The following is a 26,450-nucleotide window of genomic DNA, read 5'->3' on the forward strand; positions in this document are numbered from 1 at the left end:
AAATATGTATTATAACTAAAATTTACTATATAAGGAGTTGGAATATATGTCAACCACATTTTATTTTTAGTTAACTTATTTATTTGAAATGATTTACATAAAAAAACATAGATTGCGAAGAATAGAAGGAAACAGCAGTAGAAAGGAGAGTTAAGATGCGAAAGTCAGTACTAAGTATAGTAAGCATCACTTTACTCAGCTTTTTGTTTGCAATGAACACGTCAGCTGCGCCAAGTGGTGATAAAGGACTGCCATCCTATGTTAAATGGGGGCAAATAGCAGTGACGAAAACGAAGGAAAAATATCCAAACAGTGAGATTGTTGACTATAAGCATATCGGCAAGGACGAGGAAAAAAACACTTCCACTGAAAAGTTCAAGCTTATAGTGAAGGAAAAGGACAAAGAAGTGGGCGTTATGGTTAATCTTACGTTTGATACGAGAACAGAAAGACTGTTGAATATTGATTGGAAAGAATCCACCCCATGACGTTCAGTAAAAAAACTCCGCTAAAATAATAGCGGAGTTTTTCTATTTGAGGTTAAACAAGTGAACCTTCTTTATATTCTTTTTTCAATGTTGGCCAAAAATCTTTATTTGCTGCAATTAAATCATCTAAGACAGCTTTAGCTACTTTGGCAGATGGTAGTGTTTTGTTCAGTGTAAAGGCTTGGAGCGCTTTTTCATAAGAACCTTCAATGATCGCCTCGACAAGAATCTTTTCAGAAGCAAGCTGCTGTTCAATCATAGCTTTGTAGAAGTAAGGAATGTCGCCGACAAATTCTGGTTTAGGTCCGTCTGCTGTTATGAATGCAGGTACTTCAATCATTGCGTCTGCAGGCAGGTTTGGAATCGTCCCATTATTTTCTGTCATCACTACATAGCGTTTGCCGAGATTTTGAGCAATCGATACTGTAACATCGACAATGAAGGTTCCGTGAACACCAACAGCGAAGGAATCTTCTAATATACCAGTCTCTTCAAACTTTTCAACCGTTTCAAACAGAGTTTTTTCTCTGCCATCCATTACTTCATTTGCGCGTGTATAGTCTTTGTTGGAAGTTTCTACAATATGATCTGGGAACAGATAATATTGTAGATATGGATTTGGCAAGTATTCAGGGAAATGATCCATAATCAGCTTAATGTTCTTAAATGTTTTGATCCAAGAAGAATCGGCATGGCGATAGTCAATTTTGGAAACATCCTCTGTCAGCAAACCGTGTTGATAAACATGCTCTCTTACATTAGCAAGTCGGTCAATCCCATCGACCTCAATCCGTGTGAACCAGCCAAAATGGTTAAGACCAAAATAGTTAACGACAAGTTCGTCTCTTTCAACACCCAGAATTGCGGCTATATTACGCATTGTTGCAACAGGCATGTCACAAATATTGAGCACCCTTGCTTTTGGACGGAGCTTACGCACACCTTCTGCGACAATTGACGCTGGATTAGAATAGTTGACAATCCAAGCTGTTTCCTTAGCGTATTGCTCCACATAATCAATCAGTTCAATCATCGGAGCGATCGTTCTAAGACCATATGCCAATCCGCCAGGACCGCATGTTTCTTGGCCGACAACATTGTGAGAAAGGGGGATTTTCTCATCAAGCTCGCGCAATGCATATTTTCCTACCCTCATTTGGGCAAAGACAAAGTCTGCATCTTCAAATGCCGTTTGTGGATCTGTCGTGTCTGTTACAACAATAGAATCCGTATACTCAGCGATAACGGCTTTTGCTGCAACAACAACCTTTGCTTGTCTTGCACCATCAATATCATAGAAACGAATTTCAGAGAGCGGCAAATCTTCCAGTCTATCCATTAAGCTTCTAATAATCCCTGGTGTATAAGTGCTGCCTCCGCCTGCAACTGCTAAAATATATTTTTTCATGTTATATTCCTCCTAATTGTTGGTCTACTTGGTCGCGTACACTTTTCACATTTAATCCATAAACAACTTGCACATTGTTTCCTGATTTAATAATGCCTTTTGAGCCTGTTTCCTTTAATACCTGTTCATTCACTGCATTTGGATCCTTCAAAATTAATCGTAATCGTGTGTAGCAATTGTCTACATTTTCAATATTGTCACTGCCTCCAAGTGCTCCAATTATAGTGGCACCTAATTCAGCAGGAGGGGCATTCGGAATGGCTTGCTGCGGTGCAGCGTTTTCTTGTAAGGTTTGTGGTGCAGCTTCGTCACTTTCTCGACCAGGTGTTTTTAAGTTCAGTTTCAAGATCAAGAAGCGGAAGATAATGAAATACAATGCTGCCATCAGTAAACCGACGACAATGAACATTGGCCAGTTTGACTTCGTTGTCCCAAGTGGGAGATTGTACAGCAGGAAGTCAATAAAGCCGTTAGCGCCGATTGCATGGACACCGAATATGCTCAGCAGCATCATTCCAGTACCTGTCAGAATCGCATGAACAACAAACAGTAATGGTGCTGTGAATAAAAAGGCAAATTCTAGAGGTTCTGTAACACCTAATAAAAAGGAAGTGAAGGCGGCAGGGAAAAGAATAGCCTTTGCCATTTTCTTTTTCTTTTTGTCTGCTGTCACATACATCGCAAGGGCAGCGCCCATTAAGCCGAACATTTTACTCAAACCTCGGGCATCCCAGTTAACTGTATCACTTAATACTTTGATTGCAGGATCAGCCATTTCCGCAAAGTAAATGTTCCTTGCACCGTAAATGATTTCAGAGCCGATATGGGCAACACCGCCAAGCTCAGTATAAAGAAACGGTGTGTAAACAAGATGATGAAGTCCTGTCGGAATCAGAATTCTTTCTAAAAAGCCATAGACTAGCAGGCCAAATACACCAAGATTTTTGATGCCTGTTGCCAAGGCAGTGATTCCATTTTGAGCAATTGGCCAAAATTCTGCCGCTAACGCTCCTAAAATCATCGCGCTTGGGATTGCAAGAATGGCAACAAAACGATGACCAGAGTAGATGGCGAAAACGCCTTTAAATTCGATATCACAAAATTTGTTATGCAAAATACCAACAAGGGCACCAAGCATGATCCCAGAGAAAACACCCATTTCAAGGACTTGCACATTAAGGACCATTGCTTGTCCTGAAAGCTGCATTGCCTCAGCAGGAACAATCCGGCCCGTAAGCTCCAGCACCTGATGCATCGCATTGATAAAGATAACGAAGGTGACAAGCCCTGTTAAAGCTGCATAGCCCTTATCCTTTTTGGCGAGGCCGATTGGAATTCCAACAGCAAAAATTAACGCCAGGTTCTGCAGGATGGAAACAGCAGATGCAGAAATGAACTTTCCTGTATTTTGAATGATGGGTATTTCGAGAAACGGTACGTATTGAGCTAAATTTCCGTTTCCGAAAACATTGCCAAATGCGATAAAAAGTCCGATGATCGGCAATAGTAATATTGGTGCGAACAATGATTTTCCAAAGGCTTGGAGACCATTAACCACTTTTTTCATATATGATCCTCCTTTTTGTGCGAAAGCGTTAACAATTTATAGTTAAAGTATAATGGCGAATTCTCTCCATTGAAAGGGGATTCACGCCATCTGTACTTTGTCTTTCAAACATGTAACATGTTACATCAAAATTATTTAGTATTCTGTTATGATTCCTTTTTTGACGGCCAAAGTTAAAAGTAAATCGATAAGCATAAACATATTCGATTCATAAGACGTTACTTCAAATTCATGCTGCGATTCTATCGTAGGATCAAGCACAGTGAACACCATGTCTGCAACCTCTGCTGTCGCACTTTTACTGTTTCCGGTAAACAGAATGGTCGTCAAGCCTCTGTCATTTGCTAGTTGTACCTTTTCCAAAACCTTCTGCGTATTTCCAGAGCGGGAAAAGACGATAAGCAGCCTGTATTTTTCAATATTATTTAAGAATATTGCTCTGCTGTCACTGGTTGAAGAGTTTGATACATAATAGCCGAATAGCTCGAATTTCTTCGATAGGTAGTTTGCAAATAACGTCGAAAAACCGGCGCCATAAAAATAAATCATATTATTCTCTTTTATTTCCTGTAAAAAACGCTCGATGCTTTGTTCATTTAATGAATCAAACGTTTGTTCAAAATGGTGTTTAAATGTTTCGACAGCCTCGCTCAAAGGCTGATGGATGTCTTCTATGTATTCAGCATCACCCTCAACAAGCTTCGATGCCTTTAAGTTTAAATGATAAATAAATTCACTATAGCCGCTGAATCCGAGCTTTTTGCAAAGGCGGATGATGGTTGTAGTGGATACAAACAGTTCATTTGCCGCAAGCCGGATACTTAATGTTTTGTTCTCCAGTTTTTTTCTGATAAGAAACAACAGGATTTCTTTCTCAGCGGTTGTTAAATGCCGTTCATTGGCATAGTCGAAAAAAAGGTGATCGATGCTTTTCACGAATTAATCATTCCTCATTTATGTTTTTTACATTTATCTTATCAATTGGGGAACATATTAAATAGAGCTATTTAGATAAAGACTTGGTAGTACATTAATTATCGTTCGCAAAATGCCACCTTCTTATGAAATCACCTCACTAACAAGTGGAAGTTCGATTTTTTTTCCGTAATAAAAATATCTTTAAGTCAAAATAGTTGAATTCGTGATATAATACTGTTTATAAAGGATAGAAAATAATTTGCGATTAAAAGTGAAATTTGGAGGCTTTATCATGGAAATAGGAATTAGTACATTTGTGGAAACTACACCTGATGTTAATACAGGCAAAACGGCTCCACATTCTCAGAGAATAAGAGAAGTTGTTGAAGAGATTGTGTTAGCAGATAAGGTAGGTCTTGACATTTTCGGTGTTGGTGAGCATCACAGAAAAGATTATGCTGCATCATCACCAGCTGTTATCCTTGCAGCAGCAGCTTCACAGACACATAGAATCAGACTGACAAGCGCTGTAACCGTGTTGTCTTCAGCAGACCCTGTCAGAGTATACCAGGATTTCGCCACACTTGATGGTATTTCAAACGGAAGAGCGGAAATAATGGCTGGCAGAGGTTCATTTATTGAGTCCTTCCCGTTGTTTGGCAATGATTTGCAAGATTATGATGAGCTTTTTGACGAAAAGCTTGATTTGCTGTTAAAGCTGCAGGCTTCCGAAATGGTGACATGGAGCGGAAAGCATCGTCCTTCTATTAATAACAGAGGGATTTATCCTCGCCCTGTTCAAGATCCACTTCCAATCTGGATAGGAAGCGGCGGTAACGCTGAATCAGCTGTGCGAGCAGGAATTCTTGGACTTCCGCTTTGTTTAGCGATTATTGGCGGAAATCCTGTCCAATTTGCCCCACTTGTACAGCTATATAAAAGAGCAGCAGCTCAAGCTGGTCACGACCCTGCCAAGCTTGCTGTAGCATCCCATTCACATGGGTTTGTAGCTGAAACAACTGAGACTGCGGCAGACAAGTTCTTCCCTTCCACACAACAAGCTATGAATGTTCTCGGCAAAGAAAGAGGCTGGGGCCACTATAGCAGAGCTAGCTTTGATGCAGCAAGAAGCTTTGAAGGTGCACTTTATGTTGGAGATGCTCGTACTGTTGCAGACAAAATCATTCACCTTCGCAAGCATGTTGGTGTTACAAGATTTATGCTGCATGTACCTGTCGGCAGTATGCCACATGAAGATGTGATGAAAGCAATTGAATTGCTCGGTAAGGAAGTAGCACCTATCGTGCGCAGCGAAGTCGCAGACTGGGAAAAAACACTATAAGAAATGTTTAACCTGCAAACAAACTGTTTGCAGGTTTTTTTATCTCTAAATGAGGCTGGCACATAAGTAAATGAATCAGTATAAAAACCGAACCATACATTCTGATTTCGATTAGATTGTATGGTTCGGTTTTTTGTTTTTGTTTTTTAAAATACAATAATTAGAAATTTTAGTGGAATGGAGCGGAGGCCACTCGACTCCTGCGGGAAATAGAGGACGCAGGAAATCATTGAAAACAAACAAAAATAAAGTTATCCAAAAATAAATACAAATAAATATACAGAAAAACAAATAAAAACAGATGAAAAAACAAAATATTGGTAGTATAATAGAAAAAGAATAAAGAAAAGGCTTACAAGAAGAGGTTTTTTTAGGAGGTAATTATGAAAGTCTCATTATTTATAACTTGTTTAGCAGATATGTTTTATGCCAATGTTGGCAAAAGTTCTGTAGAGCTATTGGAAAGATTAGGCTGTGAGGTTGATTTTCCAGAGCAGCAAACATGCTGTGGCCAAGTTTCCTATAACAGCGGTTATCATAAAGAAACAAAAGAGGTAGCCAAGCATATGATTAAGACATTTGAGCAATCAGATTATGTGGTCGCGCCTTCTGGCTCCTGTGTTGCGATGCTCCATGAGTATCCCCAGCTTTTTAAGGAAGATAGGGAGTGGCAGGAAAAGGCCGAAAAGCTTGCAGCTAAATCGTATGAACTGACCCAGTTTATTGTTGACGTGTTAAAGGTCGAGGATGTGCAGGCAAGCTTGCCGGCGTGTGCAACCTATCATCGCTCCTGCCATATGACAAGGCTGCTTGGAGTGAAGGACGCACCTTTAAAGCTGCTTTCACATGTGGATGGATTACAGGTTAACAGCTTGCCAAACAGTGAAAATTGCTGTGGGTTCGGAGGAACGTTCTCTGTTAAGATGGGGCCGATTTCCGAGCAGATGGTTCAAGAAAAAGTCGACTCCATTGAAGCTGCGAATGCAGATGTTCTCATCGGGGCCGATTGCGGCTGCTTGATGAATATTGGCGGCTATATTGATAGACAAAACAAACCAATTAAAGTGATGCATATTGCAGAAGTATTAAATAGTGAGGTGAAAAAGCATGCCGATGAAAATAGGTGATCAGCCTTTTTTTGAAAGAGTTCACGATGGATTAGAAGATAACTTTATGAGATCTGCGGTTACATCCGCACAAGAGCGGATGCAAGGAAAGCGACTGGCTGCTGTTGAGGAGTTAGGTGATTGGGAAGAGTGGCGAAAGCTTGGTGAGGAAATTCGCACACATACACTTGATAATCTTGATTATTATTTACAACAGCTCAGTGAAAACACGGCGAAACGAGGAGGCCATGTGTTTTTCGCAAAAACGAAAGAGGAAGCCACAGAGTACATCAAAAATGTTGTCGAAAAAAAACATGCCAAAAAAATCGTCAAGTCAAAGTCCATGGTGACAGAGGAAATTAACTTAAATGAAACACTTGAATCAGCAGGGTGTGAAGTGATTGAAACAGACTTAGGCGAATATATTCTTCAGCTTGATGATCATGATCCACCATCCCATATTGTTGTGCCTGCCCTTCATAAAAACAAAGAACAAATCCGCGACACTTTTAAAGAAAAGAAAGGCTATCAAAAAACAGAGGTGCCAGAAGAATTAGCTCTGTTTGCAAGAGAACAGCTCAGACAGGAATTCCTTTCCGCTGATATAGGCATAACAGGCTGCAATTTTGCGGTAGCAGATGCGGGAACAGTTTGTCTTGTCACAAACGAAGGAAATGCAGGCTTAGTAACGGCACTTCCAAAAACACAAATTACGGTTATGGGGATGGAACGAATCGTGCCTACGTGGGAGGAACTCGATGTCCTTGTCAGTCTGCTGTGCCGCAGTTCTGTCGGGCAAAAGCTCACAAGCTATATCACTGGGTTAACTGGTCCAAAAGAGGCGTTGGATGTGGATGGTCCAGAGGAATTTCATTTGGTAATTGTCGATAATGGAAGATCCAATATTCTCGGAACAGAGTTTCAAAGTGCCCTTCATTGTATAAGATGTGCCGCATGCATTAATGTTTGTCCGGTTTACCGTCATATTGGCGGACATTCCTATGGTTCGATTTATCCAGGTCCGATAGGTGCAGTGCTGACACCATTGCTAGGCGGATATGATGACTATAAAGAGCTGCCGTATGCCTCTTCCCTTTGTGCTGCATGTACAGATGCCTGCCCTGTCAAAATCCCGCTCCATGAATTGCTGATCAAGCATCGCCGGAAAATCGTCGAGGATGAGAAGAAAGCACCAATGGCTGAAAAGCTGGCAATGAAAGGGTATGAATTTGCCGTTAAGCATCCAACTGTTTATAAGGCAGGCACAAAGTCAGCACCAACAGTCTTAAAGCCAATTACAAAGGATAACAGTATTAAAAGTGGTCCAGGACCTGTTAAACTTTGGACAGATACACGTGATTTGCCAGCACCAAGCAAACAAAGATTCAGAGATTGGTATAAACAAAAACAGCAGGAGGAGCAGTGAAATGGCCGGTAATATCATGAACAGCGATTCCTTTTTGGACCATGTCGCCCATAAGCTGCAGCGGACGAGAAAGACTGCAGCCACAAAACCTGTTTGGAAGCATAAACCTCAGTGGAATGTTTTAAAGGACGCAAATCAACATGAGTTGGCTGCTGTTTTGAAAAAACAATGTGAGGTTATTCATACGCAATTTTTAGAAGTACAAGCAAACGAGGTAGCAGAAACAATTGCCAAAATCCTGAAAAGTGAGCAGTTGAAAACAGTCATTACATATGATGACTCCCGCTTTTTAGAGTATGGCTTTAATGCGGAAGTGCGCAATAAATGGGAAGCGGCTGGAGTCAGCAGCTATATTTGGGATCATACAAAAACGGCAGAAAATATAAAAGCAGCAGAACAGGCTGATGTCGGTATTACAATCAGTGATATGACCTTGGCTGAATCTGGTACTGTGCTGCTTTTTAGTAATCGCAACAAAGGCAGATCTGTTAGCTTGCTTCCGAAAACATTTATTGCGATTGTACCACAAAGCACGATAGTGCCACGAATGACACAGGCAGCAACCGCTATTTCTAAGCTTGTTTCAGAGGGAAGTGAGCTTGCAAGCTGCATTGATTTCATAACAGGACCAAGCAATAGTGCCGATATAGAGCTTAATCTTATTGTCGGTGTCCACGGACCAATCAAAGCCACATATATCCTTGTAAAAGACAAATAAATAAAAATAAAACAAAAATATATACAAAATAAACAAACATAAGTTATAATAAAACCAGATAAAACAAACACAATTGAAGATAAACGGAGGAAAACAAAAATGGTGAAAAGTTTATGGCAGGAAGAACAGGCAGCAAAAATAGCAAACGGCTTGGATGAGTTAGTATACCGTTCTAATTTAATCGGCACAGATCGTGCTGTCTGTAACTGGGGCGGCGGAAACACTTCTATGAAGACGACAGTCAAGGATTTTAGAGGACGTGATGTTGAAGTGATGTGGGTGAAGGGGAGCGGTTCAGATCTTGCAACAATGAAAGCGCATAACTTCACGGGCTTGAATATGGATGACATTCGTCCACTCATTGAAAAAGAGGAAATGCCTGATGAGGAAATGGTGGAATATTTGTCTCATTGCATGATTGACAGCAAGCACCCTCGTGCATCAATTGAAACATTATTACATGCATTCCTGCCATTTAAACATGTCGATCATACACATCCTGATGCGATTATAAGCCTGTGCTGCGCTGATAATGGCAAGCAAATCGCAGAAGAGATTTATGGCAACCGTTTTGTGTGGGTACCGTACATTCGCCCTGGCTTTACATTATCTAAAATGATCGCAGAAGGCGTAAAAAATAATCCTAATGCAGAATTAGTGTTGATGGAGAAGCATGGTCTCGTTGTTTGGGGAGATACGGCAAGGGAAAGCTATGAAAAAACAATTGCGATTATTAATGAAGCAGAGTCCTATATTAATAGGAGGATAGAAACGAATCAAGTATTCGGGGGCACTAAATATGCGGCATTAAGCAATGCTGATGCAGAAGATGTTCTATCAGCAATTATGCCAGTTATTCGCGGTGCTGTCAGTGAAGAGAAAAAGATGCTTTTGACTTACGACAGAGCGGAAGATGTCCTTGAGTTTGTGAACAGTCACGATGCAAAAAGCTTATCACAAGTGGGAGCAGCATGTCCTGATCACTTAGTGCATACGAAGATGGTTCCGCTGTATGTAGAATGGGACCCAGCAACAAAGGATATTGCGCTGTTAAAAGAAGAAGTAAAAAAAAGGATAGCTGCATTTAAGCAAGCCTATATTGCTTATTTTGACCGAAATAAAAACGAAGGTGACCAAATATTCGAAACAGCACCGCGTGTTATCTTAATTCCCGGAATCGGCATGATTAATACAGGCAAAAATGTGGCCATGTCCAAAGTGAGCGGAGCCCTTTACCACCGTGCGATTGCGGTAATGAAAGGCGCAACAGCATTAGGAGAATTTGTTTCTTTAAATGAAAATGAATCTTTTAATGTGGAATATTGGCCATTAGAGCTGTACAAATTGTCACTTGCTCCGAAAGAAGCAGAGTTTTCAAGAAAAGTAGCCTTTGTAACGGGTGGAGCAGGCGGAATTGGCAGCGAAACATGCAGACTGTTAGCATCAGAAGGTGCACATGTTGTGTTAGCAGACTTAAATTTAGAAGGCGCTGAAAAAATTGCTGCCGAAATAAATGAACTGTATGGGGAAGAGCGTGCGCTTGCAGTTAAGATGGACGTTACAAATGAACAAGCCGTTCAAGAAGCATACAAAAAAACAGCTCTTGCCTTTGGCGGTGTCGACATCATTGTCAACAATGCAGGGTTAGCGACATCAAGTCCGTTTGACGAAACAACCTTACAAGAGTGGAATTTAAACATGAATGTGCTTGGAACAGGCTATTTCCTTGTCGCAAGAGAAGCATTCAAGCAGATGAAGGAACAGGCACTTGGCGGAAGCATGGTGTTCATCGGCTCGAAAAACTCTGTTTATGCAGGCAAAAATGCGGCAGCATACAGTGCAGTTAAAGCGATGGAAACACATCTTGCCCGCTGTATTGCAGCAGAAGGCGGAGAATTCGGAATCCGCGTTAACTCTGTCCTGCCAGATGCAGTGCTGCAAGGGTCAGCCATTTGGGGATCAAGATGGCGCGAAGAGAGAGCAGCAGCATACGGCATAGAACCAGACCAATTAGACGAGCATTACCGCAAACGCACAACATTGCTTGTCAACATCTATCCAAAAGACATAGCAGAAGCAATCAGTTACTTCGCTTCCTCAAAAGCAGAGAAAACAACAGGCTGTATGATTACAGTCGACGGCGGAGTACCAGCAGCATTTACTAGATAAGTCGTTTAAGGAGGACATAAACATGTCCTCCTCTTTTGTTTGTATGTTGAATGTTAAGCGGCAGAGTCATAGGGCACCTTATTGATTTAAGAAATTATAAGCTAATTTATTGTATATTAAGCCGTTTATGTGCGGAATTCCGATCTGGCGTAATGGGAATATGATTCAATGCTTTTCCTAAGCCATAGTGAGGCATATTTGCATAAATAGCTTCATAATTCCCTTTACTTATTTGATACGTTTCATGATAAATTCCTACTGCATCATTGTTACCTACTTTTTGGTTGAAAGACTTCCAAGCAGTCAAATGCTTTTCATTATGAGCATAAGCAAGCAGGTCTTCGACTGAACGCCAATATTGAATCATCGCAGTTGTTTTCATGCCGAAATAACTTTCCATCGATAAAAATCCTAGCTCCTCTTTATTAGTATAAAGCTCCTTAATCATTCCAGGCATGGCTGAAAAAACTGGTAACCACTTATGCATTGCGAGTCGCTTGTTAATTCTCATTCCAATGATGAAAACGACAATATCCTCAGTATTGTCAATCGTATAACGCCCGGTATAAATGTGGTTGGTCATCACTAATTCTCCTCCTATAAAAATTTATTAAGAGTATACTCACACCAGTCTATCGCTGCTTTCGTAGTTCTTTTTCCATAATCCAATGTACACAGCCAATAAATGGAATCCTCGTCGTTATCTGTGTGATTGATAATAGCCTGTTCTATAGATAAATAGGTTTGATAACGTTCTTCAAGTTCTTGCTTATAATTCTGTAGCAGCAACACCTTATTTTCCCGATCTTGATAGCGGCCAAAAAATAATTTAAGCAAAACTTCATTTCGCTCAGTTGGTAAGTGTTCAATCGGCTTTACCAACCAATTCTTTAAAACCTCTAATCCCTTCGATGTTAAATAGTATTCATTACTATCTGGTTTTCCAGTGCCAGAAGAAGTACGAACTTCAGCTAATTCCTCTTGGGCAATTAATTTTAGAGCTGGATAAATTTGACCATAACTAATTTTCCAAAAGTGATTCAAGCTCTGATCAATGAACTGTTTTATCGCATAACCAGATTTACAATCGGTAGTTAATATTCCTAATATTGCATATGTCGTAGCGTTATAACTTTTCAATTATGTTCTCACACCTATCTAAAAGATATATATCATTTAGATACATAATAATAAATTCAAACAAAAAGCGCAAGATTATTTTCAGAAAAGTTAAAAATAAAGAGAAAAAGACAATGCCTTTACTTTAGCAAAGTGCTCCTATAATAAAAGAACTGCATAAAAGAGAAGAGGTTTGTTTGGTTTTTTCCACAATCAGGCAATTTTTGTGATAATATTCAGTAAGGAATGGATGTGTAGAGGAGAAATTGAATGAAGTATTTTGTAGATGATGACCGTTGGGATGTAACGGGCTATGTAAATGAGCTGAAAAAACTATTACCCAGTTTTAATAAAGAGACATCGACCTTTTTAAAATGTCGCTCATTCCATGATGGAAAGGTTGTTTCTCTTACTGTTTTGAACCAGGAGAACGGAAATACAAAAGACCCGACTACAATCAAAATGGTCATAGAGCATGCTGATGAGGATTGCGGGATCTTTGAAATACAATGGAAAAATGTTCGTAAGTTCTTAATGGATTATGATATTAAAAGAAATGTTTATAGTAATGTTCCTAATAAAATTGCCTTCGGTGGGACAAGAGGACTTGATGAATGGGGCTACGATGAAATTCTACCGTTGAGTAAAAGGAAATTACAACATGAAATTCTTTTATTCTCACAAACAACAATACTTATCCATTGTTCGGATATTAAAATAAGAAAAATAAAAGCCTAGCGAACAAGATGTAATAAGCTAGTTCCTCAGAGAATAGAAGTTGAGTTAATTGTTAGGAAGTGCACATTAAATTAATGTAGGCGGTCCAGTAAGGATTCATGCTCATTTTAATTTCGGTACTAACAAAACAGGATTGCACAAGAAGGAAAATTGAGAAGGAATTTGACATGATATTTTTGTAAAAGACATAAAAGTTTTCTTTTGAAATAAGGAGTGTAAGTATGGGGGTTTGGGGAACCGCAATTTTATCAAATGATTTAGCAGATGATATAAAATTTAGATACAGAGACTTATTAGGCGATAATTATTCAGATGTAATAGCTAGTAAAATTGTCATTGAAGAATTCCTTAAAGAGTTAGATGATGAAGAAATTACGGCATTTTGGCTATCGTTTGCTTTAATACAGTGGAAATTAGGTAGACTTCAAGCAGATGTTAAAGCTATCGCACTTCAAATCATAGATAGTGGAGCGGATCTTCAACATTGGGAAGAAGATACTAAAATAAGAAAGCAGCGGGTAGCTGTTCTTAATAAATTTAGAGAACAATTAAATTCTCCTCAACCTCAAACAAAAAAAGTACCAAAGAGATTTATAATAGATACTACATTAAAAGCAAGGGATGCCATTAGTTATCAGTTGCTTTCAGGGGAATATATTATCTTTAAAGTTATTGGGATTATTGAACAATGGACTGGTGACAGATATCCTTTATTAGAATTATGTGATTGGAAAGGTATAGAAATTCCTTCAAGAGATGAAATCAATACTTTAAAGTTACTGAAAGAACCATCTATTGACGGAGACGAAATGTTCCGTAAGATAGCAATTCTCCCTAAAGGGAAAAGAGATGACCCTACTAAACGAATTAGATTAGTTGCTGAAGATGTAAGGATTGCATCAAACATGGAGCCACCATATGTTGTAGCAGTTTGGAAAGAAGTAGATAAATATTTACAGAATAATTATAATCTCGAATAATATTATTAGTGAACAGTTCTAAAAAGGATTGAATAATTTTAGATAAGTAAATAGGTGGGACAAAATGAGTAATATTTTTTTTAGCAAATACCTTTGAAAAAAGACATGTAATTTTCTTTTTAAAACTCCTGATAATAAATCACTTGTTACTCTCTATTTTTTCAGTACATTAAAAATCTCTAAATCAAATTGTCCTTTACACCAATTGACAAGAAAATGAAAAGCAACACAACCAACTACTGCACCTAAAGTATTTAGGATTACATCATCTATATCAGCTTGACGATACGTGTATCCAGCCAACATAGAGATGACAAATTGAGTAAGTTCAATGCCTAAGGATGATAAAATACCAACTAAGAAAACTCTTTTTATTGATTTCATCCTTTTGCTTAATAAAGGAACATATAATCCTAATGGTAATAATAATAGTAAATTACCAAAAGATTGATAAGCACTAAAGTTCGATAAGAATGTAAATGGAATCATATTATTATGTAAATAATTTTCTTGGGCTTCATAATTAATTGTGGTTTTATCATAAGGAATTGGAAAAATTGTTATTGAGATAACACATGCTACATAAATAGCAAACGTGAATTGAACAATATTTTTCATAAAGGTATTTCTTTTGAAATTTTTTTAAAGTAAATCGCGAAAATTATAAAGAACAAAAGAAATGGAAGTTTAGGGTCAAGCACATAAATCACCTCCTCTGTTAAATAATAACATAATAGATTGTTGACGAAACGTCAACAAATTTCCTGTGCGAAAAATATCAAATTTGGTGGTATGCTAATAAGTGTTTAACATTTTAGCTACTAATAATTCTCTATCCATAAAGTAAAGAATAAAGATACCATTTCAACCGGAGAAAAAAAGTTATCATCAATATGTCGCTATTTAACTTAGCATCGGAAAAAGGTAAATATTATGATTGAAGGTTTTGCTGTATTAGCTTCTATTTATTACCTATTTATTGCATTGTTTTTATTTTAACGCTGGTGTCATTGTTAAAGAAGATAAAGTATGAAGAAAATACAACTTATAATACCGTTTGTCTCACAGTTTCATTTGTACTAATCATAATGACAATTGCTGCACTTACTACTCTTGATTAAGGTTATCGTATTATAGTATTGGAGACTGCAAGAATTATGGATTATAAAAACCTCACGTTTTAGAAAGATGGCTAATCTATTCCAAGTAGTAGCTTTAATTATTTAGTGTACAATAATCTTTTTAACAGATGTTGTGTTTAATTGATCCGAAAAGGGATTCCATAATAATTAAGGAATCCTTTTCTTGTGCCAAAAAATTGGCGATTTATGCTGAATATGACGTGATTGCTCATTAAAGGAAGGCTAATTTACATGCCGTTTTTTACTTTGCAATTTTGTAACGAAACACAGCTTTTCTAGTCTTACTTATGAAAGGAGGTAGAAAGTGACAGAGTTTGAGCGTATTTACCATTTATATTTTCGAGAAGTTTATTCGTTTGTATTATTGCTAAGTCGTAACGAAACGATTGCAGAAGAAATTACACAAGAAACTTTTTTCAAGGCTTTAAAAAACATAGATACATTTAAAGGAAATTGCAAACTTAGTGTTTGGCTTTGTCAAATCGCTAAAAATACATATTTTACGTATCACGACAAGCAAAAACGGTTTGACACAAATGTAATACCTGAAGAAGTAAGCCAGAAGAGTATGGAAGAAATGATATTAAGAAAAGAAGATAATATTCGCTTGCATAAGGTTTTGCATCACTTAGAAGAACCTTATAAAGAAGTTTTTACATTAAGAGTATTTGGAGAGCTTTCTTTTAAAGAAATAAGTGAGATTTTTGAGAAAACGGAAAGTTGGGCGAGAGTCACCTTTCACCGAGCTAAACGCAAGATTCAGGACTTGTTAAAGGAGGAGTAGGAAATGAGCGAAGGTAGGAAAGTATCTTGTGACATAATTAACGATATACTGCCGTTGTATTACGACAATGTATGTAGTGATGCTAGCAAAAAAATGGTAGAAGACCATCTTCAGGAGTGTCAAATCTGTAAAATGGAATTAGAGAAACTTCAAGATGAAATTCATCTTCCAGAAAAAACTACTATTGAAAATAGACAGGATGGTAATGTCCTAAAGAATATATCTGCCTCATGGAGAAGAAAACGGTTAAAGTCTTTTATTAAAGGTGGATTTTTAGGTGCTTTATTCATAAGTATAATCATTTTAGGATATCTTGGTTTATTCGAATGGAAAATTATCAGTGTGTCTACAGATGTAGTCGAAATTAGTGAGGTAAGTGAAATGGATGATGGCATAATTGTTTTTTATGCGGAGATAAATGATGGGTATAGTTTAAACACAATAATATATGATGTCGATAGCGAAGGGAATCTTTATGTGACTCCATTACGCCCAATTATTAAGGAGAAAGCAGATGCCCAGCCTCCATATGGGTTAGAAAAAGGTTATGATTTTATTGATATTAAAAGCCAGGAAGAATACCGTGGTCAGGAAATTAAAACAATATATTACGGCACAAAATATGATAAGATTTTAATTTGGAAAAAGGGAATGGAATTACCAAAGACAAGTGAAGAAGTAAAGAAAAATTTAGGTTTGTAATTATATTTGAATGACACTCGTCCAAAGCCTCCCAGCATTTTTGTATCTGCTAAGAACTTTAAAGTATAAGAAGGTAAATTCCATTTTATGGAGAATATCTACTGCATAGGCATAGAAGTAATTAATATTAATATGCAGGGGGAATGCGATAATGATGCCATTTTTAATAGGTTATGGAGTCCCGATTTTAGGAGTGGTTTTAGGTTTGCATTATAGCATGGAAAAAACAAAAAAAAGGAAATACATTGTCTGGGGAATTGTTTTAATGTTTGCAATTTCTCCGTTTCTGTCCTTTGCCATTGGATTAAGTTATGCAATTATTTCCGAGAGCGGCTGGGCCGCTTTAATCATGTTATATATTTTCCCGATTATCTTTCTTATAGGACTTGTAATGTTATTAATTGGTATCTTTAAGAAAGATAAATCGGAAGTGCTATGATGAGGAATTCGTAAGGAATAGGAGGCTATATGAAGACTTTTCCTGTAACTAAACAAGACATTGCACTAGTAGAAATAGCAACAAAGAAAATAACAATGCTTTACAAAGACGATAAACATCATGTGGGAGCTTCCATCCGTACTAAATCAGGTGAGATTACTTCTGCAGTACATATTGAAGCGTATATTGGGAGAGTAACGGTATGTGCAGAAGCAATTGCTATCGGCAGTGCAATTTCAAATGGACAAAACAATTTCGAAACGATTGTTGCTGTCAGACATCCTTACTCTGATGAAATAGATAGAAGGATAAAGGTGGTAAGTCCGTGTGGTATGTGTCGAGAGTTAATTGCAGATTACGCACCTGATTGTTTTGTATTATTAGAATTAAATGGCGAGTTAGTAAAAATTATGATTAGTGAACTCATTCCCCTTAAATATTCACGTAATTAAAGGGTTGTTGAAGTGTTTCGTATTCCGAATTAAACAAAATGATTATTAATTAAAATGGGGTTGCGTCCTGAAAATATATTTTTTTAAAGGAGCTATAACGGCTAATTAATATAAAGAAAATTTCAAATCTTAGAACATCACAATAAGAAACACATCTTAATATTAGACAAAGGAGAGAAAATGAATATAAATAATTCGCAAGAATATGATGATCCTACTTTATATGATAAAGAAAATGAATCATATATCCCAGAGATACCATTTTTACAAAAATGGGCATCTAAACAACAAGGTCTGATAATTGATATTGCTTGTGGTACTGGTAGAGTAACTATTCCTTTGGCGAAAAAAGGATATAATCTTGTTGGAGTAGATATACATAAGGGAATGTTAACCCAGGCTAAAAAGAAGGCTGCCAATCTTCATTTACAAATACGTTGGATTGAACAAGACTGTACACAATTAGATTTATGTATAAAGAGTAATTTAGTATATAGTGTTGGTAACTCTTTTCAACATTTCCTAACAAACGAGTCACAAGATGGATTACTTACCTCTATAAATAAGTCTTTAGAGGTTGAAGGTTTATTCATTTTCAACACTCGGTTTCCTAGTGTTGAAGAATTGCTACAACCAAGTACAGAGGAGTATTGGAAATCATATACGGACAATGAAACATTAAATATTGTTGATCTGTTTACGATTAGTGAATATGACTCTCTAAAACAAATTCAACACTATACAACTATTAGAAAATACAAAGATAATGCGGGGGACATTATTAAAGAAAAAAGGACTAATATTAGCCTGAGATATGTATTTCCACAAGAGATGGAAAGACTTTTATTCGCTTTTGGGTTTGAAATTCTACACCTATATAGTGAATGGAATGAGACACCTATTACAAATGACAGTTACGAGATGATTTATGTTTGTAGGAAAATAAGATGATAGTTAAATTTTAAAAACTCAGTATTTATAGTGTTATTTCAAATTAATAAAGGTTTTGCTTAGTATTAAGGTGTTAATTGGAAGCATAGCTTCGAATAATATGACAGGCTTTATATGTTAAACAGGTTAGTGGAGGAGACTATAACTAATTAAGATAATACATCACCTCGTTCGATTATAATATCAACAAAATATAAACTGGTACCTGTAGTTGGAAATAATTTCTCAAGCGACCCACTACAGGTACCGGTTTATTAAGTGAACACACCTCAATGAACTTACAAAAAATGTCTTAGTAGCAATCATTCCTACTTATTATTATTTAGCTCTTGTTTTTTATTACTCTTTTGTTTCTTTAATTCGGATTCTTAATAAACTAAAAAAAGATGTTACAACAAGTAATAAACCAAGGAAATTAGCTCTTAAAAACTCATGGAAATTACTTGGCTTATCAGAAAAAAACAAAATTATGGCTCCTATAATAAACATAAATATATAGGAAGTATTTAAACTATTTTTTTTCCAAAGGTGCTTTGATAATAGATTTATGACTAAAAAGACAAGCAGAAACACCAATATCTGAATAATAGCCAAAGGAACATTACCCCTTATCTTTTAGAAGCTGTAATTTTAGGAACTGGCAACTATTGTATTTTCACCGTACTACCTTTAGAACTTATCTTACCTGAAAGGAAATTAGCCGCTTTAGATGTATCATATGCCATAAGTGCAGTAGCTGACGCTGCTGCAATTCCTCCTAATATTATAGATGCTAACGACCAATTATCACTAGACTTTTTTAAAGTTTTTACAAGCTTATCAGCTGTAGATTTACTCATTGAAAATGAATAGGATGTCCAGGTTAAACCTCTCTCACCTTTAATTGGATTTCCTTGTTGATTAATTTCAAAAGAACGATCTGCTGTAAAACTAATTTCTCCTCTATCTTTGGCCTGATTTAATAAATTAATAGAATTTTGCAATGTTTGTACTTCAGCAGTATTCAGAATTCTACTTGCGCCTCTATCTAAAGTTAAATTACCATTACTACTTAGCTAAATATAGTTTTCTATTTCCAATGATTTGTCCATCAACTCATCAACCATTGTATTTTCAGTGACAGTTTCAGTACTTACTGGTTCTACTTGAGCATGACCTACAGTCGGTAAAAAATTCCCCGTCAACATAGCTACCGATAAAGTTAGAATTCCTATTTTTTTCATACTATTATACTTCATTTCATCTACAACTCTCCAACCTCTTTTTTTTGAATAAATATTTTAATATTTATTCAATTCAAGCGTAACATAATTTCATTTAGTGAAGATTGAACATTCTGTTAAAATATTTTCTCGCTTTGTACTTTATGTCACTAACAAAAACTAGGGTTTTGAGGCATTTAAATCTATTAAAACCAATAAAGTTAGGTAACATAAATTCTAAACAACTAAAAAAGACAGTACTAAAAAGTACTGTCTCCCGAATAAGGTGTGAACAAATGTGAGGAATTGAAAAGTATTTTTCCATTAGAGATTAGCATTAAATTGATCTCATATGTATATCTTGTCAAATTACTACTAAAAGAATCATTTATGATGATCCAGGTTAATTAGTTGTGATATTTAAAGACTGATTTGCGTATTGGATTAATAACAAATACACAAGTAATATTTGTTAAAAATTTAAATTTAATCAGCTTTAAACATTTCGAGTCTTATAAATACTCCTCGGTAATAATGTGTACCCGAGTAGACAACATATGTAAAGTGCATCACTATTCAGAGGAATTGTACCTAAAATGTGCAAATAGCTATATTTTAGGATTGAATACAGCGTAAAAAGCATATAAATATAAAAAAGAAAAATATAGAAATCACTAAGTCAAAAGTATTATATTGTAAAAATTCCGGACTTTAATATGGTTAAGTTTGGTAAAAATGTTCAGTTTGGTTAATTTTCCTGTAAATACTTATAGATAATTGACAGGATGCTGGAAATCTTTGGGCAAAAAGTTATAGGATGGAATCCTACGTTTATCGCATATATTCTTTTACCGAGATGACTTATCATAAATATACAAAGCAAACAAGATGCTGATATATATATATTATGGGGGTAATTTTGTATGACAAGCTTAGTAGGAACTGACGGCGAGCTGAAGGTCTTAAGAACAGAGAGACATACGACCAAACAAGTCTATACTACTAGAATGGAAAAAAGAGAATTAGAAAAAAACATTTCCAGCTTAGACATAAGAGATGCTTGGAATATTAGAAGTGTTCTTGAAAGCATAAAGGACAGCTTTATGGAGCATGTCACTAGAGTTAGGAAATTGGTGCAGGAAAGTCCTGCCAAACGGCTGGTGGTTACAGGTATCTTTACTATTCTATTTTCGTTAGGTGCAAGTACTGCATCAGCCTGCATCCAAGAATATACATATGAAGTAAAAAAGAATGAGACAGTTTCAGAAATTGCGAAACAGCACGGAGTTACAGCAGAAGCGATCCTAACAGTGAACGGCAAAGTATCTAACGGAGATAAAATTCTTCTTCCAAAGGTGCAAGACAAAAAAGTGTCTGCGACAGTGCTTAATATTCGTGCCAAAGCAACAACAGACAGCAGTATTATAGGGAAGAAGAAGCAGGGAGAAGTCGTTAAAGTGTCATTTACAAAAAACGGCTGGGCTGGCGTTCTTATTGATGGACGTCTTGCATATGTAAGCGCTGATTATTTGACAGACGTAAAAGGGAAAGCAACTGAAGCTGTCAATAAGTCTGTTACGAAGTATGTGACAGCTGACACATTGAGAGTAAGATCAAATCCATCCACAAAAGCTGCTGTAATAGCCTCATATAAAGAAGGAACGAAGGTATCAGTTAAATCAGAAGAAAATGGCTGGGCACAAATTGAATATAAAGGGAAAAAGGCTTATATCAGCAGTGCTTATTTAACAAAGACTGCACCAAGCAGTGAACCAAGCAAAGCTGTGACGAAAACAGACAGCAAAACCTATACAATAAAAAAAGGGGACACATTTTATAAAATCAGCAAAAGCTTCGGAATTTCTGTATCTCTTTTACAGGAGGCTAATCCGAAGGTCAATGCAACAAAACTGCGCATTGACCAGGTAATCAATATCCCCGCAATAACATCCTCCGACAGTTTAATAAAGGTTGAAGCGACAATCGGCGGGATTAGTCCAGACGGTACGGTCCGTTTTATCACGACGGATGGCATTACTTATGCAGCAAAAGCAGGTACTGATGGAATCTTAAACAGCTTATATGACAATCAGGGCAAAAAGCTGACATTGACCGTAAAGGCAAAGCGTGGTGAGCAGATGATGATTACTGCCATCAAATAAGCAAAAAAAATGAGGGGCTGCCTAAAATCAGCCTCTTTTTATTTGCAAAATAACAGTAAAACAAAGAGTTTAACATACACCAACTTTTAATAGCATAGGTTCTGCTGCTGTTTTCAAATAGATCAGCATCGGTTTGTAACATGGCCGTTTATTTGCATTGGTGAAAATGCTTATTGTGTTAGAAAGTAGTTAAATATGAAATGGTTTAAAATGCCGAATAGTTTCTTTTTAGTAAAAAGAAAAGGTAAATGCATAATTTTACGTATCCAATAAAAGGAAAATATTTCTAAAAGGCAGTTAAAAATCACCTACTAAAATGGCAGAAGTGGAACGAGTTGGAAATCGTTTTCATTTTGTTGATTTTTTTTGTTTATTTTTGATACTAGTATGGAGAAAAATATATATAATATAGCTTGCATACGTACTTGGAAAATAAAAAAGCTTGATATTTTGGGAGGTAGTAATGTGTATATGAAAGTTGATACATTTGCATTGCTTAACGAGTTTAATCAAATCTGGATGGAGTGTTGGCTTGAAAAGGGATATGGATTTGAAATGTCTGAAACCCCTGCAGATCGGTTTTTAATTATTGATGCAAAGGACCAAAAGGTGGGAACAATTGAATTTAAGCGATATTCCCTCGACCCAGCTAACAACATCAACAGTGTGTTTCCCTTTTACGAGCTAGAGAATATTAAAGCATTAGATTTAGACCATGTTATGGAAATTGATAAGGTGGCAATTTTAAAGCAGCATCGCGGCAAGAATTTAGAAAGGCTATTATCACTGTTTGTAGATTACTCAGAATTCCGCCAAATAACTCATTGTGTTGTTCTGCTTGAAAAAATGTTTTATAAGGCACTTAAGAACGTCTATAAAATACCACTGGAAACTGTCGGTGAAAAAATATACTATAAAGGAGACTATGTTATTCCTTCTATCCTTTATCCGCAAGGGATATATGAAAACAAGGATAGTTTTTCTTGGTTGATTCAAACAAAAGATCTGATAAGAAAACCGATATTATATTAAGAATGGAGAAATAGATGTACAGTCTCAATACAAAACGGTTTGCCTATTCCTTTATTGTTTTTTTTATTATGGCAAACATCCTTTGGAATATCATCTTCAGCAGCAATCAGCAGCTACTGGATTGGGGTGGCGTTACCTTCCAACTGATTGCCTGCAGCGCATCTATTTACTGGATTATATCCACTGGCCTTAAAGCTAAAAACGCTGCAAAAAGCTTTTGGCTTCTCCTTGCTTTCGGGGTACTGGTCTATCTGATCGGCACATTACTGTGGAGCTATAATCAATTTATTCTGAATGGTAACAGTGTTTTTGGAAAATTAGCAGAGAAGTTTTTTATTGTTCAAAATGTGTTTTATTTTTTCTCCTTACTTGTTTTAATTAATCAGATTAAAAGCTCCCTTTTGACGATTCGCTTTTTACTCGATATTTTAATTGCTATGTCAGCAGCGACAACCTTTAGCTGGATATTTTTAATCAGGCCATTGTTTAGCAACATTGAAGATTTAAGCTTTTCAATCACTGAATTAAGTTATCCGATACTAGATCTTATTGTCCTAGTTGGAGTAATCAGTCTTTTCAATACATCGAAACGGGTCTTGTCAAAGCAAACTACTTTTCTTTTAGTTACAGGCTTGCTTACCCAAATTGTCGCAGATACCATTTTCACCTACCTTAAAGTGATTAATTCCTATTCAGTCGGCAGCATCAATGAACCTTTATGGATTTTGTCGATCCTGCTTATTGGACTGTCAGGCATTTATCAGAAGGACAGCGTTTCTGTTAAACAGTCACATGTGGGAATGGGAACAGAGAACATATATATAAAGCATATTATCCCGTATTTTGGAGTATTGCTGTTAACTCTTTATTTTACGTATATGCTTTATGATAAACATCCAGTTTTTCTTGGTTTGTCCATAAGCATATTCCTGTTGATAATAAGACAGGTCTTTACATTGCTCGAAAATGATCGGTTAGTCGAAGATTTAAATAAGCTAAATGAAGGGCTGGAGCAAAAGGTAAAGGAAAGGACAGACAAGCTTGTTGAGATTATCAATTCAATGGAGTACCTTGCTTTTCACGATGTTGTTACAGGTCTGCCGAATCGCCGTTATATGGAGAAGCGGCTTGCTCAAGCACTGGAGAACAATAGTCCAGGCAAAAAGCTTGCTTTTATGCTTTTGGATTTAGATCGGTTTAAACATATTAATGATAGTCTTGGCCATTCATATGGAGACCTCCTTCTTAAAGAGGTAGGGGAAAGACTGACATCAAGCATTGAACAAAATGGGGTTGTCTTTAGAATCGGTGGTGATGAATATGCACTGCTTATTGAGAATACAAACATCTGCCAAATCGAAGAGCTCGCTGAAACAATTCTTAAGAGAATAAGAGAGTCTTATATGATTAAGGGTGTAGAATTAAATATAACGCCAAGTGTTGGTATCGCCATGTACCCTGATCATGGCAATGACTTGGATGCATTGTTGATGAAAGCAGATACTGCCATGTACAAAGTGAAAGAAAATGGCAAAGACCACTTTAAAATATATAGTTGTGACATGAGTATGAAATCAATAATGGAGCTTGAACGCTCGATAAGAAAAGGGATTGAACGAAAGGAATTCATCCTGCATTACCAGCCGCAAATTGCAATTGATACTGGTGAGATTGTCGGAGTGGAGGCATTGGTACGCTGGGAAAAACCTGGAAGTGGATTAGTGCCGCCAGGTGAGTTTATTCCGATTGCAGAGGAAACAGGGCTCATCTTACCGATCGGCGAATGCATATTATGGGAAGCTTGCAGACAATCTGTTAGCTGGAAGAAAAAGGGGTTCCCAGATTTGCGAATCGCAGTAAATATCTCTTCCCTGCAATTTCAGCAAGAGAACTTTGTTAATATGGTAAAGACAATTATCCACGAAACCGGAGCGAACCCGGAAAATATGGAATTGGAAATAACAGAAAGCATCGCGATGGGGCCAATTGAACAAAATATGTCCAAGCTTGCTAGTCTCAAAGAAATGGGCTTCAATATAGCCATTGATGATTTCGGAACAGGTTATTCTTCGCTTCATTACTTAAGCAAGTTTCAGATTGACAGGCTGAAAATTGATCGCTCCTTTATTACATCATTGGAAAAAAGCGAAAAAGATACGGCAATTGTCCGCATGATTGTCATGATGTCAAAAGCATTAAATGTAAAGGTTATAGCAGAAGGAGTAGAGGACGAACACCAAAAAGCATTTCTTACAGAAGTGAAATGTGATGAACTGCAAGGCTATTTATTCAGCCGGCCGCTTAATGCGGAGGACTGTGAAAGGCTTTTATCTAAAAATGCCTCCTAACCAAAAAAAAGTAAAGCCAAGCGTAATGCTTGGTTTTTTTACTTATTTAAATTCTCCTCAAAAAGTAGAAACCTCTTTTTCAGTAATCTTGTAAAACGTTTACATTTTCTTGTTGCCTAGCCTTAAAGATTATTAGTAAGATAGAAAGGAAGACTTTAGTCTTGAAGTCGGGGGGGGATTTAGTTTGGATGCACTCCTTTTAAAGCAGTTGATGGAACTGACAGAGGAAGAAATCGAGGTATTATCACAGGAAAAAAAGGTCAGGAAGGATCTTTATACGAGCCAGCATCATTTTATTATCGAAAGTGAAAAGTTTCTTGATAAAAATAAAATGATAACGGTAAGGAAGCATACAAGGTTTATTGACTTTCCAAAGCATAGGCATAACTATATTGAAATTAATTACGTCGTAAAGGGCAAATTAAAGCAAAAGGTGGATAATGACGCCATCACATTGAAAAAAGGAGAGCTGCTTTTTTTAAATCAGCATATTGAGCATGAAATTGAAGCTTGTGGTAATGATGATCTGATTATCAACTTCATCATTCAACCGCTCTTTTTTCAATTTATTTTTCAATATTTAAATGGTGAAAACATCATTACAGAATTTCTTATTAACAGCTTGTTCAACCATACCCAAAATGGACAATATCTATATTATGCCGTTTCAGAAGTAGAAGAGATTCAGGAGCTTGTCGAAAAAATTGTAAAAGAAGAAACGGACGGCTCTCTTATGGCAGAATCGAAGATGAAGCTATACATGGGGCTTCTCTTAATAGAGCTTGTGAAAAACACAGATAAAATAACGAAAAATCATTCTGCCTCCTCCCAGCATTTTGTCGTGGTTGAATCTTTAAAATATATTGAAGAGCATTATAAAAATGGGACACTGCAGGAGCTTGCACATCGCTTGCTGCAATCAAGCTCAAGCTTAAGTAAAAATATAAAAAAGGCAACTGGTTTTACTTTTAAGGATTTAATACAGGAAAAACGGCTTATAAAAGCAAAGGAGCTGTTAGAAACAACCGACTTTTCGGTGCGGACAGTGGTTGAGGAAGTAGGCTATGATAATATCAGCTACTTTTATCGGATTTTCAAAGAAAAATATAAAAAAACACCGAAGGAATTACGAAAAGAACTGGCAAAATAGCGAATTTTGCCAGTTTTTTTTGCGTCTTTTTGCGAGTTAAAGGAATTTAAGGACAATAAATAAGAAAAATTACGTTATTTTTTTATACGCTTTCAATCATTAGAATA

General features: G+C 36.7%; 25 protein-coding genes. 17 read left to right on the forward strand and 8 right to left on the reverse strand.

Annotation, left to right across the window (positions count from 1 at the left end; genetic code table 11):
- The first annotated feature begins 155 nt into the window (after positions 1 to 155).
- The gene (locus CEQ21_RS21870; RefSeq protein ID WP_235907300.1) at positions 156 to 488 is read left to right on the forward strand and encodes a DUF3889 domain-containing protein; all 333 of its coding nucleotides are present in this window, start codon (positions 156 to 158) and stop codon (positions 486 to 488) included.
- Between the two features lie 52 nt (positions 489 to 540).
- Here the strand turns inward: CEQ21_RS21870 and CEQ21_RS21875 are convergent, their stop codons facing one another.
- From CEQ21_RS21875 to CEQ21_RS21885, 3 genes are all read right to left on the reverse strand, one after another.
- On the reverse strand, positions 541 to 1,896 hold the full coding sequence (locus CEQ21_RS21875; protein WP_185766336.1) for a 6-phospho-alpha-glucosidase: 1,356 nt from the start codon (positions 1,894 to 1,896) through the stop codon (positions 541 to 543).
- A gap of 1 nt (position 1,897) precedes the next feature.
- Positions 1,898 to 3,463 carry a PTS transporter subunit EIIC gene (locus CEQ21_RS21880; RefSeq protein ID WP_185766337.1) on the reverse strand — a complete coding sequence of 522 codons (1,566 nt, stop codon included), beginning with the start codon at positions 3,461 to 3,463 and terminating at the stop codon, positions 1,898 to 1,900.
- Positions 3,464 to 3,598: 135 nt separating this feature from the next.
- The gene (locus tag CEQ21_RS21885) at positions 3,599 to 4,399 is read right to left on the reverse strand and encodes a MurR/RpiR family transcriptional regulator (protein ID WP_185766338.1); all 801 of its coding nucleotides are present in this window, start codon (positions 4,397 to 4,399) and stop codon (positions 3,599 to 3,601) included.
- Positions 4,400 to 4,673: 274 nt separating this feature from the next.
- On the opposite strand from CEQ21_RS21885, the gene CEQ21_RS21890 reads away from it, so the two are divergent.
- The 5 genes from CEQ21_RS21890 (at position 4,674) to CEQ21_RS21910 (ending at position 11,142) form a co-directional block, all read left to right on the forward strand.
- Positions 4,674 to 5,723: an LLM class flavin-dependent oxidoreductase gene (locus CEQ21_RS21890; RefSeq protein WP_185766339.1), complete on the forward strand. Its 1,050-nt coding sequence runs from the start codon at positions 4,674 to 4,676 to the stop codon at positions 5,721 to 5,723.
- Positions 5,724 to 6,106: 383 nt separating this feature from the next.
- Positions 6,107 to 6,850 (forward strand): (Fe-S)-binding protein, encoded by a 744-nt coding sequence (locus CEQ21_RS21895; RefSeq protein ID WP_185766340.1) that lies wholly within the window; start codon positions 6,107 to 6,109, stop codon positions 6,848 to 6,850.
- Positions 6,831 to 8,255, forward strand: coding sequence for a LutB/LldF family L-lactate oxidation iron-sulfur protein (locus tag CEQ21_RS21900; RefSeq protein ID WP_185766341.1), 1,425 nt, complete (start codon positions 6,831 to 6,833; stop codon positions 8,253 to 8,255). Before CEQ21_RS21895 ends, CEQ21_RS21900 begins: the two co-directional genes overlap by 20 nt.
- A gap of 1 nt (position 8,256) precedes the next feature.
- Positions 8,257 to 8,973, forward strand: a complete 717-nt coding sequence (locus tag CEQ21_RS21905) for a LutC/YkgG family protein (protein ID WP_185766342.1) — start codon at positions 8,257 to 8,259, stop codon at positions 8,971 to 8,973.
- Positions 8,974 to 9,045: 72 nt separating this feature from the next.
- The gene (locus CEQ21_RS21910) at positions 9,046 to 11,142 is read left to right on the forward strand and encodes a bifunctional aldolase/short-chain dehydrogenase (RefSeq protein WP_268879009.1); all 2,097 of its coding nucleotides are present in this window, start codon (positions 9,046 to 9,048) and stop codon (positions 11,140 to 11,142) included.
- Positions 11,143 to 11,248: 106 nt separating this feature from the next.
- Here the strand turns inward: CEQ21_RS21910 and CEQ21_RS21915 are convergent, their stop codons facing one another.
- Positions 11,249 to 11,725, reverse strand: a complete 477-nt coding sequence (locus CEQ21_RS21915; RefSeq protein WP_185766344.1) for a DUF4188 domain-containing protein — start codon at positions 11,723 to 11,725, stop codon at positions 11,249 to 11,251.
- A 14-nt stretch (positions 11,726 to 11,739) separates the two neighbouring features.
- Positions 11,740 to 12,282: a PadR family transcriptional regulator gene (locus tag CEQ21_RS21920; RefSeq protein WP_185766345.1), complete on the reverse strand. Its 543-nt coding sequence runs from the start codon at positions 12,280 to 12,282 to the stop codon at positions 11,740 to 11,742.
- A gap of 249 nt (positions 12,283 to 12,531) precedes the next feature.
- On the opposite strand from CEQ21_RS21920, the gene CEQ21_RS21925 reads away from it, so the two are divergent.
- Positions 12,532 to 12,999 (forward strand): hypothetical protein, encoded by a 468-nt coding sequence (locus CEQ21_RS21925; protein ID WP_185766346.1) that lies wholly within the window; start codon positions 12,532 to 12,534, stop codon positions 12,997 to 12,999.
- 221 nt (positions 13,000 to 13,220) lie between these two features.
- Positions 13,221 to 13,979 carry a hypothetical protein gene (locus tag CEQ21_RS21930; protein WP_185766347.1) on the forward strand — a complete coding sequence of 253 codons (759 nt, stop codon included), beginning with the start codon at positions 13,221 to 13,223 and terminating at the stop codon, positions 13,977 to 13,979.
- 153 nt (positions 13,980 to 14,132) lie between these two features.
- Here CEQ21_RS21930 and CEQ21_RS21935 read toward each other — a convergent pair whose 3' ends face one another.
- Complete coding sequence (locus CEQ21_RS21935) at positions 14,133 to 14,597, reverse strand: VanZ family protein (RefSeq protein ID WP_185766348.1); 465 nt, start codon at positions 14,595 to 14,597, stop codon at positions 14,133 to 14,135.
- An 828-nt stretch (positions 14,598 to 15,425) separates the two neighbouring features.
- On the opposite strand from CEQ21_RS21935, the gene CEQ21_RS21940 reads away from it, so the two are divergent.
- From CEQ21_RS21940 to CEQ21_RS21960, 5 genes are all read left to right on the forward strand, one after another.
- Complete coding sequence (locus CEQ21_RS21940) at positions 15,426 to 15,905, forward strand: RNA polymerase sigma factor (protein ID WP_185766349.1); 480 nt, start codon at positions 15,426 to 15,428, stop codon at positions 15,903 to 15,905.
- A gap of 3 nt (positions 15,906 to 15,908) precedes the next feature.
- On the forward strand, positions 15,909 to 16,607 hold the full coding sequence (locus tag CEQ21_RS21945) for a zf-HC2 domain-containing protein (RefSeq protein WP_185766350.1): 699 nt from the start codon (positions 15,909 to 15,911) through the stop codon (positions 16,605 to 16,607).
- A 151-nt stretch (positions 16,608 to 16,758) separates the two neighbouring features.
- On the forward strand, positions 16,759 to 17,046 hold the full coding sequence (locus tag CEQ21_RS21950) for a hypothetical protein (RefSeq protein WP_235907301.1): 288 nt from the start codon (positions 16,759 to 16,761) through the stop codon (positions 17,044 to 17,046).
- 29 nt (positions 17,047 to 17,075) lie between these two features.
- The gene (locus tag CEQ21_RS21955) at positions 17,076 to 17,498 is read left to right on the forward strand and encodes a cytidine deaminase (protein WP_185766351.1); all 423 of its coding nucleotides are present in this window, start codon (positions 17,076 to 17,078) and stop codon (positions 17,496 to 17,498) included.
- Between the two features lie 180 nt (positions 17,499 to 17,678).
- Positions 17,679 to 18,449 (forward strand): class I SAM-dependent methyltransferase, encoded by a 771-nt coding sequence (locus CEQ21_RS21960; RefSeq protein ID WP_185766352.1) that lies wholly within the window; start codon positions 17,679 to 17,681, stop codon positions 18,447 to 18,449.
- A gap of 644 nt (positions 18,450 to 19,093) precedes the next feature.
- On the opposite strand, the gene CEQ21_RS21965 is transcribed toward CEQ21_RS21960, so the two are convergent.
- Both CEQ21_RS21965 and CEQ21_RS21970 read right to left on the reverse strand, forming a co-directional pair.
- Positions 19,094 to 19,432 carry a hypothetical protein gene (locus tag CEQ21_RS21965; protein WP_185766353.1) on the reverse strand — a complete coding sequence of 113 codons (339 nt, stop codon included), beginning with the start codon at positions 19,430 to 19,432 and terminating at the stop codon, positions 19,094 to 19,096.
- A 72-nt stretch (positions 19,433 to 19,504) separates the two neighbouring features.
- The gene (locus CEQ21_RS21970; protein WP_185766354.1) at positions 19,505 to 19,687 is read right to left on the reverse strand and encodes a hypothetical protein; all 183 of its coding nucleotides are present in this window, start codon (positions 19,685 to 19,687) and stop codon (positions 19,505 to 19,507) included.
- Positions 19,688 to 20,574: 887 nt separating this feature from the next.
- On the opposite strand from CEQ21_RS21970, the gene CEQ21_RS21975 reads away from it, so the two are divergent.
- From CEQ21_RS21975 to CEQ21_RS21990, 4 genes are all read left to right on the forward strand, one after another.
- The gene (locus CEQ21_RS21975) at positions 20,575 to 21,813 is read left to right on the forward strand and encodes an SH3 domain-containing protein (protein WP_185766355.1); all 1,239 of its coding nucleotides are present in this window, start codon (positions 20,575 to 20,577) and stop codon (positions 21,811 to 21,813) included.
- A gap of 465 nt (positions 21,814 to 22,278) precedes the next feature.
- On the forward strand, positions 22,279 to 22,845 hold the full coding sequence (locus tag CEQ21_RS21980) for a hypothetical protein (protein WP_185766356.1): 567 nt from the start codon (positions 22,279 to 22,281) through the stop codon (positions 22,843 to 22,845).
- Between the two features lie 14 nt (positions 22,846 to 22,859).
- The gene (locus CEQ21_RS21985) at positions 22,860 to 25,193 is read left to right on the forward strand and encodes a putative bifunctional diguanylate cyclase/phosphodiesterase (RefSeq protein WP_185766357.1); all 2,334 of its coding nucleotides are present in this window, start codon (positions 22,860 to 22,862) and stop codon (positions 25,191 to 25,193) included.
- 184 nt (positions 25,194 to 25,377) lie between these two features.
- Complete coding sequence (locus tag CEQ21_RS21990; RefSeq protein ID WP_185766358.1) at positions 25,378 to 26,343, forward strand: helix-turn-helix domain-containing protein; 966 nt, start codon at positions 25,378 to 25,380, stop codon at positions 26,341 to 26,343.
- Positions 26,344 to 26,450 lie beyond the last annotated feature (107 nt).

The sequence above is a fragment of the Niallia circulans genome, from assembly GCF_007273535.1.
In the GTDB taxonomy this organism is placed as follows: domain Bacteria; phylum Bacillota; class Bacilli; order Bacillales; family Cytobacillaceae; genus Niallia; species Niallia circulans_B.